This window comes from Chitinophaga sp. CCNWYY40, from assembly GCF_037483205.1.
Taxonomy (GTDB): Bacteria; Bacteroidota; Bacteroidia; order Chitinophagales; family Chitinophagaceae; genus Chitinophaga; species Chitinophaga ginsengisegetis.
In genome coordinates this window covers 336,375-350,841 of sequence record NZ_JBBHLF010000005.1, presented here as the reverse complement: position 1 = coordinate 350,841, position 14,467 = coordinate 336,375, and the positions used below count along the sequence as shown (strand labels likewise).

General features: G+C 45.2%; 12 protein-coding genes. 9 read left to right on the top strand and 3 right to left on the bottom strand.

The window, feature by feature from the left end:
- Positions 1–15 precede the first annotated feature (15 nt).
- The 8 genes from V7S65_RS20440 (at position 16) to V7S65_RS20405 (ending at position 9,418) form a co-directional block, all read left to right on the top strand.
- Positions 16–807: a uroporphyrinogen-III synthase gene (locus V7S65_RS20440; RefSeq protein WP_079469908.1), complete on the top strand. Its 792-nt coding sequence runs from the start codon at positions 16–18 to the stop codon at positions 805–807.
- A gap of 174 nt (positions 808–981) precedes the next feature.
- Positions 982–3,027, top strand: a complete 2,046-nt coding sequence (locus V7S65_RS20435; protein ID WP_336387782.1) for a thioredoxin domain-containing protein — start codon at positions 982–984, stop codon at positions 3,025–3,027.
- Between the two features lie 271 nt (positions 3,028–3,298).
- Complete coding sequence (gene porK, locus V7S65_RS20430; RefSeq protein ID WP_227024431.1) at positions 3,299–4,582, top strand: type IX secretion system lipoprotein PorK/GldK; 1,284 nt, start codon at positions 3,299–3,301, stop codon at positions 4,580–4,582.
- Between the two features lie 140 nt (positions 4,583–4,722).
- A complete protein-coding gene (gene porL, locus V7S65_RS20425) occupies positions 4,723–5,466 on the top strand; it encodes a type IX secretion system motor protein PorL/GldL (protein WP_079469906.1) in 744 nt (247 codons plus the stop codon).
- Positions 5,467–5,521: 55 nt separating this feature from the next.
- A complete protein-coding gene (gene porM / locus V7S65_RS20420; protein ID WP_079469905.1) occupies positions 5,522–7,060 on the top strand; it encodes a type IX secretion system motor protein PorM/GldM in 1,539 nt (512 codons plus the stop codon).
- A gap of 21 nt (positions 7,061–7,081) precedes the next feature.
- A complete protein-coding gene (porN, locus tag V7S65_RS20415) occupies positions 7,082–8,107 on the top strand; it encodes a type IX secretion system ring protein PorN/GldN (RefSeq protein WP_079469904.1) in 1,026 nt (341 codons plus the stop codon).
- Between the two features lie 75 nt (positions 8,108–8,182).
- Positions 8,183–8,758, top strand: a complete 576-nt coding sequence (locus V7S65_RS20410; protein ID WP_336387783.1) for a Crp/Fnr family transcriptional regulator — start codon at positions 8,183–8,185, stop codon at positions 8,756–8,758.
- A gap of 66 nt (positions 8,759–8,824) precedes the next feature.
- A complete protein-coding gene (locus V7S65_RS20405; protein ID WP_079469903.1) occupies positions 8,825–9,418 on the top strand; it encodes a DinB family protein in 594 nt (197 codons plus the stop codon).
- 9 nt (positions 9,419–9,427) lie between these two features.
- On the opposite strand, the gene uvrC is transcribed toward V7S65_RS20405, so the two are convergent.
- From uvrC to gpmI, 3 genes are all read right to left on the bottom strand, one after another.
- A complete protein-coding gene (gene uvrC / locus V7S65_RS20400; protein ID WP_079469902.1) occupies positions 9,428–11,239 on the bottom strand; it encodes an excinuclease ABC subunit UvrC in 1,812 nt (603 codons plus the stop codon).
- 2 nt (positions 11,240–11,241) lie between these two features.
- A complete protein-coding gene (locus tag V7S65_RS20395; RefSeq protein ID WP_079469900.1) occupies positions 11,242–11,826 on the bottom strand; it encodes a hypothetical protein in 585 nt (194 codons plus the stop codon).
- 354 nt (positions 11,827–12,180) lie between these two features.
- On the bottom strand, positions 12,181–13,704 hold the full coding sequence (gene gpmI, locus V7S65_RS20390) for a 2,3-bisphosphoglycerate-independent phosphoglycerate mutase (protein ID WP_111577068.1): 1,524 nt from the start codon (positions 13,702–13,704) through the stop codon (positions 12,181–12,183).
- 293 nt (positions 13,705–13,997) lie between these two features.
- Here gpmI and V7S65_RS20385 point away from each other — a divergent pair, with 293 nt between their 5' ends.
- Positions 13,998–14,411: a DUF4783 domain-containing protein gene (locus V7S65_RS20385; RefSeq protein ID WP_336387784.1), complete on the top strand. Its 414-nt coding sequence runs from the start codon at positions 13,998–14,000 to the stop codon at positions 14,409–14,411.
- Positions 14,412–14,467 lie beyond the last annotated feature (56 nt).

Here is a 14,467-nt window from a genome sequence, read left to right as displayed (position 1 = left end):
AAGAGCAAAAAACGTATGATAAAAGGCGGGCCAAAAAAAGATTTGCAAGGAAAACAAATTCAGTCAATCCTAATTTCTCAACCTAAGCCTGAAACAGAAAAGTCACCCTACTTTGATCTGGCCAGGAAATTCAATATAAAATTGGATTTTTATCCGTTCATAAGGGTGGAAGGTTTGCCAGCGAAGGAGTTCAGAAAACAGAAAATCGACATTCTCAGCTTTACGGCGGTGATTTTCACCAGTCGTAACTCGGTAGACCACTTTTTCCGGATTTGTGAGGAAATGAAGATTAAGGTGTCACAGGACTGCAAATACTTTTGTATTACGGAAGCAGTTGCGTTGTATCTGCAGAAATTCATTCTCTATCGAAAGCGGAAGGTATTTTACGGAGCAGACGGTTCTACCAAAGGAGTGCTGGAGGTAATGAACAAACACCGGGACAATGAGAAATTCCTTTTCCCGAGTTCCGATAGCCAGAAGAAAGATATTGAAGAATGGCTGAAAGCAAACAAGTGCGACTATGCTACCGCTACCCTTTACAAAACCGTTTCTACAGATGTAAAGGAAGTATTGGCTGCTACTGCTTATGACATGATCGTGTTTTTCAGTCCCTCCGGTGTGAAATCGCTGTTTGAGAATATGCCTGAATTTGTGCAGAACGGGACGCATATCGGCGCCTTCGGTCCTACCACTTCTGCTGCTGTGGAAGAAGCAGGGTTAAGACTCGATGTAAAGGCACCACTTCCACAGGCGCCTTCTATGGCAGCTGCGCTGGAGCAGTACCTGACTACATTAATAAAGAAATAAGCAATTTTTCTGCGATAAAACAGGGCAGGGATGGCATTACGCCATCCCTGTTTTTTTGCTGCTATGGCGGTGCAGGGGCCGTTTTCAAAATATTTCTTTGTAATCCTGAAAAAATAAATTTCTTTGTAGAAGAAATAGAAGATCAATCATTATTTATCGCGTAGGGGGGAATCCATGAATAAGCTTATCAGTGAAACCAGTCCATATCTGCTGCAGCATGCGCATAATCCTGTAAACTGGTATCCGTGGGGAGAAGAGGCGCTGCAACGTGCGTTGCAGGAGGATAAACCTATATTGGTAAGTATCGGATATGCCGCCTGTCACTGGTGCCATGTAATGGAGCGGGAAAGTTTTGAGCAGGAAGCTACGGCGGCCATCATGAATGAACACTTCATAAATATTAAGATAGACCGGGAGGAAAGGCCCGATCTGGATCATATTTACATGGATGCTGTACAGGCTATGACCGGCGCTGGTGGCTGGCCGCTGAACGTTTTTCTTACGCCGGATAAAAAACCTTTTTACGGGGGCACTTATTTTCCACCGGTGAAGGCATACAGCCGCCCTTCCTGGACGGATGTACTGTTGTCGCTCGCCGATGCTTTCAAGCATAAGCGGGAAGAGATTGAATCACAGGCAGATAACCTGGTGCAGCATATACAGCAGTCGGCCCAGATTGGGCAACAGCCTGGTTTGCACCTCAATATTCCCTTTGAAGAATTATTTACCAAAGCGCAGTGTGATACTATCTGCGAAAATATACTGAAGCAGGCCGATACCCGCTGGGGTGGTTTTGGGCGGGCGCCGAAGTTCCCGCAAACCTTTACCATTGCCTATCTGCTGAGGTATCATCATGCGTATCAGCATCCCGGAGCGCTGCAACAGGCGTTGTTGTCGCTCGATAAAATGTTGCAGGGCGGCCTTTATGATCAGCTGGGCGGCGGTTTTGCCCGTTATTCCACTGATGAAAAATGGCTGGCGCCTCATTTTGAGAAGATGCTGTATGATAATGCCCTCCTCCTTGATGTGTTGTGCGATGCTTACCAGCTGACACACAACGGGGTATACGCCCAAACGATCAGGGATACAATGGACTTTATTACCCATGAAATGACTGGCCCCGAAGGCGGCTTTTATGCGGCCCTGGACGCGGATTCCGAAGGCGTGGAAGGGAAGTTTTATACCTGGAGCAAAGCGGAGATCCATCATATCCTGGGGGAACAGGCGAAGCCTTTCTGCGAGTATTATGATGTAACGGATCATGGTAACTGGGAAGAACAGAATATTTTATGGGTACAGCAGCCACTGCTGGCCTTTGCGGCAGAGAAGGGATACGATGCGGATATTTTCGGGGCTATGTTAAAGGGTTGCCGAGAAAAACTGCTGGCAGTAAGGGCCAACCGTATCCGGCCGGGGCTGGACGATAAGATCCTGCTGGGATGGAATGCCATGATGGTACATGCCTGCTGTAAAGCTTATGCGGCATTGGGTGTACCGGCTTACCGGGAGATGGCAGTCCGCAATATGGATTTCTGTATGGCCAATTTCCGCCAGGAAGCCGCTGGTAGCGCATTTTATCATACATGGAAACAGGACCAGGCAAAGTATCCGGCGTTCCTGGATGATTATGCGTGTTTGATCCGCGCGCTGATAGCATTGCAGGAAGTTACCGGTGACACACAGTATTTATACGAGGCGCGTGATATTACGGCGTTTGTGATAGCTCATTTCGGTGATGAAGCGGGACAGTTTTTTTATTATACTATTGAAGGTCAGAATGATGTGATTGTGCGGAAGAAGGAGATCTACGACGGGGCGGTGCCCAGTGGAAATGCGGTAATGATGCAGAACCTTTGGTACCTTTCTGTTGTTTTTGATCAGAAGGAATGGGCGAACCGTTGTGTGGAAGCCGTTTCCAGCCTGTCGCAAACGATAGTCAGATACCCTACTTCCTTTGGCGTGTGGGCGAGCCAGTTATTACAACTGGTAAAGGGTACCCCCGAACTGGCCATTGTTGGAAAAGATTTCAGGGAAAGAATGAATGAAGCGGGAAAATGGTTTATCCCGTACAGGGTTCTTGTCGGCGCAGAAAAAAATATTCCGGCAATTCCGCTGCTGACCGAACGGGAGCGGGAAAATGACACTTTGGTGTATTTATGTAAAGATTATCATTGCATTAAGCCCGTATATTATATAGAAGAAATTATTAATTTAATATAATAATTATGTAACTTGCCGTTTGTAAGGGAGGCTATTGATTCAATAAATGTTATTACGTTTATATAATAAAATGTTAAAAGGCGCGTTTAAACTAGTTACAGAACGGATATAAGGCGAATTGAAAAAGTTGGATAAAAAGTCACTACGGATTAAAATTAATTATTACATTTGCTATCTTTCATATAAACAAAGCGGGTGAAAAAATGAGAAATGTGTTCCCTTGTATACAGGCAAATCACACCAGGCTGGTTAATAGAAAAAACATATTCTGATGAAAGCTACCCTTATGAAGCTTAACTATGTAAAAGGTCTGTTGGCAGTTTTGCTGGTTTCCCTGCTGGCCAGCTGTGGCGGTAGTAAAACCCCTAAAAATGCGCAAGGGCAATTGATCGGCGTAAGTCCTAGACCGAAGTACTCTCCCCCTGTACCGTATGGGATGGTATACGTACCAGCCGGAACTTTTCACATGGGTCCCAGTGATGAGGACGTAAACTATGCATACACTGCACGTAACAAGTCGATTTCTATTTCCGGCTTCTATATGGATGCTACGGAAATTACGAATAACGAGTACCGTCAGTTTGTGAATTGGGTACAGGACTCTATTGCACACATTTTGCTGGGTCATGTAAAATCTGATGACGGTCATGATGTGATTGACTGGAAGCAGAAGATTGTCTGGAAAGACAAAGCGACCATTGAGAAGCTGGATGCGATGGTATATACCGAAGCAGACCGGTTATATGGCCGTAAGGATATTGACGTGGGTAAACTGATTTACCACCAGGAAACCTTTAACTGGGATAAAGCAAAGCTGAGAGAGAATTTCGGCAAGCCGCGTTCTACGTTCATTGTAAAGAAAGACGTGCCCATTTATCCGGATACACTGTGCTGGATCAGGGATTTCTCATACGCCTACAACGAGCCGATGACACGTATGTACTTCTGGCATCCGGCGTTTGATAACTATCCGGTGGTAGGTGTAAACTGGCACCAGGCAACCGCTTTCTGTGAGTGGAGAAGTAAATTCTGGGAAGACTACCGCGCCAGCAAGAAGCTGTTTACGGAAGATAAATTCCAGTTACCTTCTGAAGCACAGTGGGAATATGCTGCACGTGGCGGAAGAGAACAAACGCCTTATCCGTGGGGTGGTTACTACATCCGTAACAAAAAGGGCTGTTTGCTGGCCAACTTCAAACCAGGCCGTGGTAATTATCCGGAAGATGGTGGCTTTTACACAGTTCGCGCAGATGCTTACTGGCCCAATGATTATGGTTTATATAACATGTCCGGCAACGTTGCAGAATGGACAGCAGATATCTTTTACGAAAATGCCTATTCTTTCACATCAGATATGAACCCATATCTGAGAATGGATGTACCGGATGATGCACCATTAAAGATGAAGCGTAAAGCAATCAGGGGCGGTTCATGGAAAGACGTAGGATATTTCCTTCAAACAGGTACCAGAACATATGAGTATCAGGACAGTTCGAAATCCTATGTTGGTTTCAGATGTACCATTGCCCTGAGCAGACGAGTAAAGCACAGATAGGATAATTAAAATCAGTAATAGCCTGTATTTATTAACACCAAAGAAACCTTTGTAGTATGTACACTATTATGAGTAAATCAGTGAGAATTAACTATTCCATACAGACTTTAACTAACATTTTAACCAGTAAATTTTAACCTATGGCTATGAATCCTAACAAAGCTAAATGGCTGAACTTTTTCGTATGTATTGCGGCTTCCGTGGTAATCGTAGGAGCATTGTTCAAATTACAGCACTGGCGCGGAGCTGACATCGCTCTGATCCTGGGTCTGAGTGTTGAAGCGCTCATCTTTTTCGTTTACGCTTTTGTACCTGATACCGGCGCACACACTGAAGGCCAGGTGGTAGCGGTAGCAGGAAGTCCAGCTGTAGCCGGCCTGGACAAAATGCTCCAGGAAGCAGACATCACACCTGCTAACCTGCAGCGCTTAAGCGAAAACTTCCAGAAACTGGGTACTACCGTTGACAAGATGAGAGACATCAGCGATGTAGTAGCTGCTACCGGAGATTACACACAGAAAACAAGAGAAGCTGCCAGCGCTATTGGTAATGTGGCAAATGCTTACACTACTGCCGCTGCTGCCGTATCTTCTTTCAACAGTGCATCAGAGTCTACTAAAGATTTCCATGTACAGATGCAGGGTATGACTAAAAATCTGGCTTCCCTCAATGCTATCTACGAACTGGAACTCCAGGACACCAACAACCACCTGAAAGCAATGAATTCATTCTACAGCAACCTGCAGAATGCTTCCAGTGCTATGAGTGGCAGCATTGAAGATGCCAAGAAAACACAGGAACAAATTTCCCTGCTCGCTAAAAACCTCAGCAACCTGAACTCAATTTATGGTAATATGCTGAGCGCTATGCACGGAGGAAGATAAGGTAACGCTAATAGTTTCTGAATTAACACATATCAATTAAATCTGAAAACAAACTATGGCACTACCTAAAGATCCTAGGCAGAAGATGATCAACATCATGTACCTGGTCTTGACGGCCATGCTGGCGTTGAACGTCTCTGCTGAAATATTGAACGCTTTTAGTATCGTAAATAATTCAATCAATACTTCAAATAAATCCTTAGCTGACAAGAATGACTTCATCTACAAACAATTTGATGCACAGATGAAGGATAATGCGGAAAAAACAGCACCTCTCAGAGCAAAAGCCCAACAGGTGAAACAAATATCCGCCAGCATGTATGACTATGTTGAATCTTTAAAGAAAACCATCATTACAGAAAGTGGCGGTTTTGATGAACATGGCGAAATCAAGGATAAAGCCGGCCTGGATGCTCCTACAAGGGTAATGGAGAATATGAAGAAAGGTCCCGAACTGGAAGCTAAACTGAAAGATTTACGTAACCAATTGCTCACTTTCGTTGATCCTAAAAAGAAAGATCAATTCGCAAAAACTTTACCACTGAAAATTGAAGTAGGTAAATCAAATGATGAACATGGCGGCGGTCCTAAATCATGGACTACCTACCATTTCAACATGGTGCCTACTATCGCTGCAGTAACCATCCTGGGTAAATTCCAGAATGATATCAAAAACTCTGAGTCTGCCATTATCGATGACCTGTTCCGTCAGATTGATGCGAATACTTTCAAATTCGATAAAGTAAGACCTTTTATCTCCCTGAATTCCAAAAACCTGATGGAAGGACAATCCTTAACTGCCAACATCGCAGTGGGTGCTTACAGCACTACGGTTAATCCGACTATTGTTGTAAATGGTACTACCATTGAAGCACATGAAGGTTTAGGAGTATATACTGTTCCTGTTTCCGGCATTGGTGAAAAAACACTTACCGGGTCTATTACCTTACCTAGCCCAACTGGTGGCGCTCCTGAATCCTATTCCTTTACCGAAACTTATAATGTAGGTGCTTCTGCTACCTCCATCTCCGCAGATAAAATGAACGTGCTGTATATCGGCCTGCAGAATCCTATCTCGATTTCTGCTGCGGGTGTACCTGCCGAACAGGTGTCTGCTTCTATATCAGGTGGTAATATGACCAAACGCGGTTCCGGCGAATACCTCGTAACTGTTAGCCAGCCAGGCAAAGCAGTGATTAACGTAGTCGCTAACATCGATGGTAAAACCAAATCACTCGGCCAGAAAGAATTCCGTGTAAAACGTGTTCCGGATCCGGTGTTGAAAGTGGGAGTTAATAAAGGCGGCAGCATGAAAGCAGCTGACTTTAAAGTACAGGGTGGCTTACGCGCCGACCTTGAAGATTTTGAATTTGAAGGCGTGAAATATGAAGTAATCGGTTACCGCGTAGGTATCTCTGCAAAAGGCAAAGAATACCAGGAAGGCGATGCTACTTCTGCTTATTTCCCAGGAAACGTAGCTGCATCCATCCGTTCACTGCGCCCAGGCGATGAGGTTTTCTTTGAAAACGTAAAAGTGAAAGGCCCGGATAATGTGGTTCGTTCCATGCCGAGTACTATATTTAAATTAAACTAACGGTCCATTAATTACTGAATTATGCGAGCAGTAATATTTAACAGAATTGGTTGGTGCACTCTTTTGCTGGTAATGCTGGCAACAGCTGCTGATGCGCAACGCCGCGGTGGTACAACACGCCGCAGAACTGCTACTACAGCAACACCACAGGATAGCGTAGTAAACCCGGCTACCGGGAATGCTGTAACGCCTCCTCCTCCTTCTTCTGCTCCTCCTGCTTCTCTGCGTACGGATGGGATATCAGCCCCGCTGGTAGACACTCCACGCAAATCACTGCGAGTGGATGGTGTGGTGGAAAGAAACCTTGCCAGAGAACGTACACCAATTGCCTACGATTACATCCGCGAGGATGACCGGTTCTGGGAAAAACGTGTATGGCAGGTAATCGATATCAGGGAAAAGATCAACCTCCCCTTCCAATACAATGTGGAAGATGAGTCTGGTACCAATCAGCTGTTCATCAATATTTTGCTCGACGCTATCAAGAATAAAGAGATCGAAGCTTTCAACGCTATCGACGACCGCTTTACCACTGTAATGCCCTACTCCGAAATACAAACTAAACTCGCAGGGGAAGAAAGAACCGTACGCAGTATAGATCCGGTAACCGGCGAAGAGAAAATGGTGACTACCCGCGACGACTTTGATGCGCGTACCATTAAACAGTACAAAATAAAAGAAGTCTGGGTATTCGACAAAGAAGCTTCCGCCCTCAAAGTTCGTATACTGGGTATAGCTCCTATGGTATCCCGTATAAATGAAGATGGCAGCATTCGCGCATCCATTCCTTTATTCTGGGTGTATTATCCGGACTGCCGCGCTATCCTGGCCAAACATGACGTGTACAACCAGAATAACGATGCATCCACTATCAGCTGGGAAGACCTTTTTGAAATGCGCTTCTTTGGCAGCTACATAGTAAAGGAAAATAATACCTACAACCGCGAGATCAAAGACTACATTAAAGACGGTACCATGCGCCTCCTGGAAGGACAGGCCATTCACGACCGTATCTTTAATAAAGAGCAGGACCTCTGGCAGTACTAATCAAATAATGATCACCGATCAATACCGGGAAGGCAATCAGTTATGCTGATTGCCTTTCTTTTTTTATCTTTCCGTATGTCTCTTCAGCTGCTGCATAAAACCGTTTTCCAGATCATGCCCCTCCCGGATCCAATATGGGAGGCACTGGCGGCCTGCTGGCATCCTGTACAATTTAAACGCAGGGAAGTGATGACCGCTGCCGGGGAAATTGAAAAGTATCTCTACTTCGTAACTGCCGGCGTACAGCGTGTGTTTTCCCTGGAAGGCGACAAGGAATCCACGCTGGTATTTACCTACACCGGATCTTTCTCCGGTGTACTGGATTCTTTCCAGCTCCAGCAACCGTCGCCCTGGTACCTGGAAACCCTCACACACAGCGAATTCCTGCGGATGTCATACACCGACTTTAACCGGCTTACCCTCGAATATCCCGTTATAGAAAGATGGGTCCGCCTCGGAACTGTTGCCGCAATGGCCGGCGTATTGGAAAGGAATAATGAATTACTGTCTTTCACTGCAGAACAGAAATTCAGGAAACTGCTTACCCGCAGCCCGCATGTGTTGCAGCTGATCCCGCATAAGTACCTCGCCTCCTACCTCGGGATCGACCCCGCTACTTTCAGCAAATTATTAAGTACCGTGAAACTATAAAATGTTGATCTGCGCAAAGATTTTTTACCTCCAACCCGCCTAGTTTTGTATTAAATCATACACAACATGAATCGTGGAAATAGTGATGAACTGCTGCAGGAATTGCGGAGAAAAAATGTGGCCCTGCAATACAAGGCAGAAAGCCGTTTCGGCGGACAACCAGATGCTGTTTTACAACATACACCCGGCCCTGGCCGGTGGAGTGCCGTACAATGCCTGGAGCATCTGAATACTTATGGCCGTTTTTATTTGCCGGCCCTGGACCAGGCTATTACCCGTGGAGAACAGCGTAACAGCCGGCCTGCTCCCCTTTTCCGCAGCAGTTGGATCGGTGCATGGTTTACCCGTCTCATGGAACCTGGAACAGATGGGAGTTTGCGTTCCCGCATGAAATCCCCCAAAGGACACCTGCCATCCGTTCAGCCGGACGTGGCAGCTGTATTGCAGGAATTTATTCAGCAACAGGAACGGATGGAAGATTTATTACTGCGCGCGGAGAAAGTAAACATCCAACAGCTGAAAGTACCTACTTCCCTGTCGCGTTTTATAAAATTATCTGCCGGCGATACATTTTGTTTTTTAACCGCACATATTCGTCGTCATATATTGCAGGCGGAACGGGCTATTGGCAGTATGCAGCAGGCAGAAAAGGTCGTATAGCCATTAATGTTATGCTTCTTCTTTATGGAAGTGATCCCAGATCAGTTTTGCTTTGGCGGCGCCTACTTCTTTTACCAGGTCTTCCTGTGTGAGCAGTTTGATTTTGGCTACAGAGCGGAATGTTTTCAATAGCTGTGTAGCCGTATTTTCACCGATGCCTTTAATGCTTTCCAGTTCATTTTTAAAGGTGCCTTTACTTCTTTTCTGACGATGGAAGGTAATACCAAAACGGTGTACCTCATCACGCACCCGGCGGATAAGTTTAAGGCTTTCGCTGTTATAGGGCAGTTTGATACTTTCTGAATCTCCCGGGAAAAATATTTCTTCCTCATTTTTAGCAAGTCCCACCACGGTCATGCTGCCTATGAGGTTCAGTTCCCGGATGCTTTCCATAGCGGAGCCCAGCTGGCCTTTACCACCGTCGATGATCACCAGCTGAGGAAGGGGTTGCTGTTCTGCGAGCAGGCGGTTATACCGCCTGAAAACAACTTCTTTCATGGAAGCAAAGTCGTTGATCCCTTCCACCGTTTTAATATTAAAGTGCCGGTAATCTTTATTGGAGGCAACACCGTTTTTAAATACTACGCAGGCGGCTACCGGGTAACTACCCTGGAAGTTGGAGTTATCAAAGCATTCGATGTGTTCCGGTAGTACCGGCAGTTCCAGGTCGGCCTGCAATTGGTATAGCACCTGTTTCCGCTCCATGTCCGACTTACCTTCCAGGTGCAGGATCTTCTTACGGTATAATTCTTCTTTAAAATAATTCACATTCTTTTCAGACAATTCCAGCAGTTTCTTTTTATCGCCCCCTTTAGGAACAGTAACGGTAACATTGCTTTCCGGGTATACTAACGGGAACGGTACTACGATTTCCAGGTTGATACTTTTGAATACTTCCCGGAGATAGGCAATAGCATAAGCCAGTACTTCCTCGTCGCTTTCTTCCAGTTGTTTTTCCAGCGTTACGGTTTTAGTATCCGCAATGGTGCCGTTCAGGATGCGCAGATAATTTACATAGGCATGATTACCTTCGCTGATAATAGAGAACACATCCACATTACCCATGCGGGTGTTTACGATGGTGGATTTGGCGGAATAATCTTCCAGGCTTTCTATTTTTTTCCGCATGATTTCCGCTTTCTCAAATTCCATCTTCGACACATGCTCCAGCATTTGTTCTTTGAACAGATTTACTACCGGGGTAAGATTACCTTTTAACACGTTCTTTACCTGCTGCAGTCCTTCGCGGTAGTCTTCCTGTGTTTGCAGTCCTTCACAGGGGCCTTTGCAGTTACCCAGGTGATATTCCAGGCATACTTTGAATTTCCCCTTCCGGATGTTTTCTTCTGACAGGTTCAGGTTACAGGTACGGAGAGGGATATTGTATTTGATCACATCCAGTATTTCCCTCACCCGCCCTACGGACGTGAATGGCCCCAGGTAGTCGGATCCGTCTTTGATAATGTTGCGGGTGAAAAATACCCGTGGAAAAGACTCATGTTTGATAACAATGTAAGGATAGGTTTTATCATCTTTCAGATTGATATTATACCTGGGCTTGAATTGTTTGATGAGAGAATTTTCCAGCAGGAAAGCATCCTGCTCAGAGTCAACGATGGTGAACTCAATATGATGGATATGTTCAACCAGTTTGCGGGTTTTATAGTTGTCATGATTTTTTACAAAATAAGAACTTACCCTTTTGCGCAAACTTTTGGCTTTCCCTACATACAGGAGGGTGCCTGCTTCATCGTAGTATTTGTAGATACCGGCATCTCCCGGTATGGTATGTGATATTTGCTGAAACTCCGCTGCTGTCATGTTTACATCCCTGTTTTTGGTGCGATCGTTACATTTACTTCAAGTTCTTTTGGCGACAGGAAAGCAATTTTCTGATAGGTAGTCATCCGAACCTGCCTGTTTTGCTGGTAGTGCAGATCCTGCCGGAATTCATACACCATGTTACTGGTATAAGAGTGGATGTTTACCTGTTGTATGTTGCCATGTTTATCCAGTTCGAGGGTTATTTCCGAAGGATTGGTTTGTTTTCCTTTGGATTTATAGATCAGTGATCTTCTTCCGGAAAACGGATCATACAAACCGGAGGTATCATATTCGTCCCGGAGGGAGGGCTTATTTAGGTCTGCATCAGTGAAGGGCTTTAACAGGTCGTGTACTGTGGCGCTGTCGCTGCCGGGAATGCTGATGGTATCTGTTTTGCCATTGAGTGTCACGGATTTATGTAGTATAAAGCCGCCTGTGCGTATATGGGCATCCTCCTGGCCGAAGTACTCCGGCAGTTTTATGAACTTATCTGGCGTGTTGCTTTTTGATGGTTTATTTGCCAGGTTACAGGCCATTAAGCCAATCATGGTAAACAAAGCGGTTGCTTGCCTGTATTTTTTCATGCTGCAAAATTAATACTTAAATATGGGTCATAAAAAATGCGCCGTAAAAACGGCGCATCGATGCATGAGCAAATCTGTCGAGAGCACTAAAAATATGTAAATCAGCGTGTTGAGCTGATATTTTTCGTGGGTAACGCTTGTTAAACGGAGGTGATAAACCAAATGTTACAGGGGTGAATAAATAAACCGGGGAAAATGGGGAGAGGATCGCCGGGGACCAGACTGATCATATGCGACTTTGAAAAGAAGAAGGGAGATAAAAGCGAATATCCGCTTATATCTCCCTAAATCATTTATAAAATCCAAAAAGTAATCCTGAAAAAGACAATCGCCGAAGGCGACTTCTTCCTGGGCCTACACCAGCAGATTACCGGTCATTTCTTTCGGAATCTCCAATCCCATGAAATGCAGGATAGTAGGTGCAATGTCACCCAGTTTACCATCTTTTACCGGGCCTCTGAAATCTTTATTGATAATAAAGAAAGGCACCAGGTTCAGTGAGTGGGCAGTGTTGGGAGAACCGTCGGCATTGATCATGAAGTCAGCGTTACCATGATCCGCAGTCAGGAAAACGGTATAATCGCTTGCAAGGGCAGCGGTTACCACGCGTTCCACACAATGATCTACAGTTTCAACGGCTTTGATTACAGCTTCAAACACGCCGGTATGTCCTACCATGTCTGCGTTGGCGAAGTTGAGCACTACGAAATCAGCGGATTTCGCCTGCAGTTCCGGAACGATGAGGTCTGCCAGTTCATTGGCGCTCATTTCGGGTTTCAGGTCGTAGGTGGCAACTTTTGGAGATGCCGCCATCAGCCTGCGTTCTCCTTCAAATTCTTTTTCCCGTCCGCCGGAGAAGAAGAAGGATACGTGTGGATATTTTTCTGTTTCAGCTATACGGATCTGTGTGCAATGGTCTTTCGCCAGTACTTCACCCAGGGTCATGTTCAGGTTATCGTTTTCGAAGATGACATGTACATTTTTATAGGTACGGTCGTAATCTGTCATGGTGGTGTAGTAGATATCTAGCGGTTTCATACCGAAATCCGGGATGGCTTCCTGGGTAAGCACCTGTGAAATTTCGCGGCAGCGGTCTGTCCGGAAATTGAAGCAAAGCACGGCATCACCGTCCTGGATGGTAGCAATGGCTTTATGCTGATCATCAGTTACGATGATAGGTTTAATGAATTCGTCTGTAACGCCTTCAGCATAGGATGCTTTCACGGCGGTGAAGAGGTCCTGTGTAGGTGTGCCGATACCGTTTACCATGGCGTCATAGGCCAGCTTTACCCTTTCCCAGCGCTTATCGCGGTCCATTGCATAATAGCGGCCGGTAACCGAAGCGATTTTGCCGGTGGTTTTTTCCAGGTGGGCGGAAAGATCTTCCAGGAAGCCTAATCCACTTTTCGGGTCGGTATCGCGGCCATCGGTAAAGGCATGGATATATACTTTTTCAAGTCCGTGTGCCTGGGCGATGGTGGCGAGTGCTTTTACGTGTTCAATATGAGAGTGAACACCGCCGTCGCTTACGAGGCCAATCAGGTGAAGGGCTTTATTATTGTTTTTAGCATGTGCCAGGGTGTCGAGCAGGATCTGGTTCTGGGCCATTTCGCCATCGCGGATGGCTACATTGATCCTTTGCAGTTCCTGGTATACGATTCTGCCGGCGCCGATGTTCAGGTGACCTACTTCAGAGTTGCCCATTTGCCCGTCAGGAAGACCAACCGCTTCCCCGCAGGTTATAAGGTGGCTATGCGGATATTGCTTGTATAAACTGCTTACAAAAGGGGTTTTTGCATGTGCAATGGCATCGGCTGTAGGAACTTTACCTTCGCCCCATCCGTCCATAATTACGAGAATGGCTCTTTTCTTTTCCATATCCTATCTGGTTATAGTTTAATATAAATTCACTCGAGAGGGTGAAAGTACTTATAAAGGGTTTAAATATTTTACAAAAATAAAACTTCCGCGAAAAATAAGTGCTACAGGCATCTCCATATAGATTTCGTATTCTAATTATTCAAAATGAAACACATATTATCTTACCGTTATTGCTTACGGCTTAATAGCTACCACGATAATGTGATTTTGTTGATTTGCAGGGTGTTTGGCATAGTTTTCGCTTTTAATTTGAGTTGGAGAAAATCACATTTTTAATAAAAAAACTGACAATGAAGAAGCTATTGATGGTGCTGGGGATTATGTTGTTGGGAGGTGCTTTTACAACACAAAAACTATCAGCCAGGTCAATTGAAATCACTGTTGCCGGCCCGTTCGATGATGTGGTGGCAGCACTCAAAAAAGGCGATGTAAGCGGTTTAGCCAGTTACCTCGATAATAACGTAGAGATCAATATAGCCGGAAAATCAAATTCTTACAGTAAGGCACAGGCCGAAATAATTCTGAAAGATTTCTTTTCAAAGAACCAGGTTAAATCATTTGAACTGGTGCATCAGGGCGGTGATAACTCCCGTTTTGGTATTGGCAATATGACTACCGGCAGCGGTACTTACAGGGTTTCTTTTTTCCTGCAGAAGAAAGGAGGAACGATGGTATTGAACGAACTTAGATTTGAGAATAAATAAAGATGCTAACATAAATTAGTTGAAAAACCATGGTGCCCCGCAATTTATTGCGGGGC